The following is a 2,563-nucleotide window of genomic DNA, read 5'->3' on the forward strand; positions in this document are numbered from 1 at the left end:
GGCCGGCGGGCGGCGACCGCGGCAGCCCGCGCGTCCGCAGGATCGTCGACTCGGCCGTCCTCGGGCCGGCGTTGTTCGCCCTCCTCGTCAGCCGCCCGAGCATGCGCTTCTTCCTGCGCAAGACCTTCGGCTCGAAGCGGATCGACGAAGGGCTGTTCGCCTACGATCACCTGTCGGCCCACCAGCCGGGCGCGCGGCACGCACCGTACTGCTTCGTGGCCGGCTACCTGTTCCCTACCGACGCCACCACGCTCTACGAGGCGCTGACGCTCCCGGTGCTGATGCTGCACGGCAGCCGCGGCGACTTCGTCGACTTCCGCGACGCGCCGCGTTTCGCCGGCCGGCCGAACTGGACGATCCGCGCCCTGCCCACCGGCGCCTTCCCGCATTTCGAGGACCCGGCGACGGTGACGGGCGCCTTCGATGCGTTCTTCGCCGGCCTTGCTTGACCGGGCGCCGCGCTCAGCTGACCCGCCATCGCGATTCGAAACCGGCGAGCCGCGCAGCGCCGAGGATGGCGCGCTCCACGCACTCGGCCGGGACCCGGCGCCACGCCGGGGGCCTGCGGAAGTCGAAACGGTGCATGGTCTCGCGCATCAGGAGCGCGATCTGCGCTTCAGTCTCTGCCGGGATCGGCCGGCCGGCCCACTCGTTCGGCGCCCGCGCGGGCGCCGCAGCGACGACCCGATCCCATGGCAGGCCCCAGGCCAGCTCGGCGAAGCGCGCGCAGGTGGCGGCGAAGCGGTCGGCGAGTTCCTCGGCAAGTTCCGGCGCGTCGCCGCGGAACGGCTCGGGATCGAGGCCGCGCGACCACGCCGCCTGATCGAGGACGTGACCGATGCGGCGCGGGTGGCCGTCCACCTGCCGGTGGACCCTGAGGCTCCGCAGCCGGCGCGAAGCCTCGACGGCGAGCGGCCCGGAACTGCGGTTGGTCACGGTGCCCAGGACCGCGGCGTCCATCATCGGCCCGAGCCGCCCGGCGAGGCCGAGGGCGGCGACGAACCGCTCGACCAGCGTCGCGTCGGAGCGCGCGTCGCGAAGCGGCACGGCGGTGACGGCGCCATCCGTCGCCTGCGCCCACGGGGCGATGAGCGCGCGGTAGTCGAGGCGCCCGGAGCGGCGATGCGCGCGGGCGTATTCACGGAAGGTCCGCGGCTCCTTCACCAGCTGCGCGCGGTGGGCGTAGGCGGAGTTCAGGAACTCGAACGGCGGCTTCACCGCCATCACGACCTCCATCGCGAAGCCGCGCCGGGCGAACACCTCGGACAGCGTCCGCGGAACGCCGAAGCTCGGCCGCTGCACCGAGAAGTCCTCGTAGGAGAGGATCACGGTGTCGGCGTCGGTGTCGGCGAGCGCCAGATCGAGGCGCGCCAGCATCGTGCGGCGCTCCGCCTTCGGCCGCCGGCCGTCGAGCGCCTCGCCCAACCCCTGGTGGTTGATGTCGGCCCCAGACCGGGCTCCCTCGGGCGCGAGGTCTGGGTAGAGCAGCCCGGCCTCCGCCAGCCTCGGACGCAGAGTGGCCAGCACCAGCTGCAGCGATGTGGACCCCGTCCGGGGCATTCCGATATGGATGATCGCGCGACGCATCGTCGATCGCCTCCTTGTCCTGATCCCTGGCCGTCGCGGACCGTCCGCCCCGGCTGTCCGTCCCCCCAATCCCCCGGTTCCGATGATCGACCTGACGCTCGAGTCCGCCCGCATCATCGTCGCGACCGCCTTGGAGACGGCCCGAACGCGCGGCCTGAAGCCGCTCGCCGTGGTCGTCTATGACGATCGAGGGTCTCTGAAATGTGTCCAGGTGGAGGACGGCGCCTCGCTCCGCCGCGCCGAGATCGCGATGGGCAAGGCCAACGGCGCCCTGGCGCTCGGCCTCGGCTCGCGGGCGATCCATGCCCGGGCGGAGGCCCAGCCCTACTTCGTCGCGGCGGTGAGCCACGTGGTCGGGGCCGCGGCCCTGGTGCCGGTGCCGGGCGGCGTGCTGATCCGTGCTCAGGGCGGCCGCCTGCTCGGCGCCGTCGGCATCTCGGGCGACACGTCGGACAACGACGAGATCTGCGCGCTCGCCGGCATCGAGGCCGCCGGGCTCGTGCCAGAGACCGGCGCCTGAGCCGATGCGCCTGCCGCGCCGTGGCTGGCTTTCCGGCGCGGGCGCCATGCTGCTCGCGGGTACTGCCGGAGCGCGGGCGGCGCCGGACGGCACGTATCGGCGCGGCAACGACGCCGACCCCGAGACCCTCGACCCGCACCGGTCGTCGACCGTGGCCGAGGCGCACATCCTGCGCGACCTCTATGACGGGCTGCTCACCTACGACAACCGCGGCGCCATCATCCCCGGCGCCGCGCAATCCTGGCGCGTGTCGGACGACGGGCTGACCTACACCTTCACCCTGCGCGAGGGCGGGCGTTGGTCGAACGGCGACCCGGTCGAGGCAGAGGCCTTCGTCTACTCCCTGCGCCGCATCCTCGCGCCGGAGACGGCGGCGAAATACGCCGAGGTGCTGTTCCCGATCCGCAACGCGGCGGCGATCAACCGCGGCGCGATGCCGGCGACGGCGCTCGGCGT

General features: G+C 73.4%; 3 protein-coding genes and 1 pseudogene. 3 read left to right on the forward strand and 1 reads right to left on the reverse strand.

What is annotated here, in order from left to right; genetic code table 11:
- A pseudogene (locus FV222_RS22760) lies at nucleotides 1-449 on the forward strand (alpha/beta hydrolase); the annotation flags it as partial.
- A 13-nt stretch (nucleotides 450-462) separates the two neighbouring features.
- Here FV222_RS22760 and FV222_RS22765 read toward each other — a convergent pair.
- A complete protein-coding gene (locus FV222_RS22765) occupies nucleotides 463-1,587 on the reverse strand; it encodes a hypothetical protein (RefSeq protein WP_147815708.1) in 1,125 nt (374 codons plus the stop codon).
- Between the two features lie 82 nt (nucleotides 1,588-1,669).
- On the opposite strand from FV222_RS22765, the gene FV222_RS22770 reads away from it, so the two are divergent.
- Both FV222_RS22770 and FV222_RS22775 read left to right on the forward strand, forming a co-directional pair.
- Complete coding sequence (locus FV222_RS22770) at nucleotides 1,670-2,107, forward strand: heme-binding protein (RefSeq protein ID WP_147815709.1); 438 nt, start codon at nucleotides 1,670-1,672, stop codon at nucleotides 2,105-2,107.
- A gap of 4 nt (nucleotides 2,108-2,111) precedes the next feature.
- Nucleotides 2,112-2,563: ABC transporter substrate-binding protein (locus FV222_RS22775; protein ID WP_246685611.1), on the forward strand; the 452-nt coding region annotated here is incomplete at its 3' end.

This window comes from Methylobacterium sp. WL103, assembly GCF_008039885.1.
Classification (GTDB): domain Bacteria; phylum Pseudomonadota; class Alphaproteobacteria; order Rhizobiales; family Beijerinckiaceae; genus Methylobacterium; species Methylobacterium cerastii.

Coding starts and splice junctions, on each gene's coding strand:
- FV222_RS22765 (WP_147815708.1), bottom strand. CDS start 1,587: ATGCGTCGCGCGATCATCCATATCGGAATGCCCCGGACGGGGTCCACA.
- FV222_RS22770 (WP_147815709.1), top strand. CDS start 1,670: ATGATCGACCTGACGCTCGAGTCCGCCCGCATCATCGTCGCGACCGCC.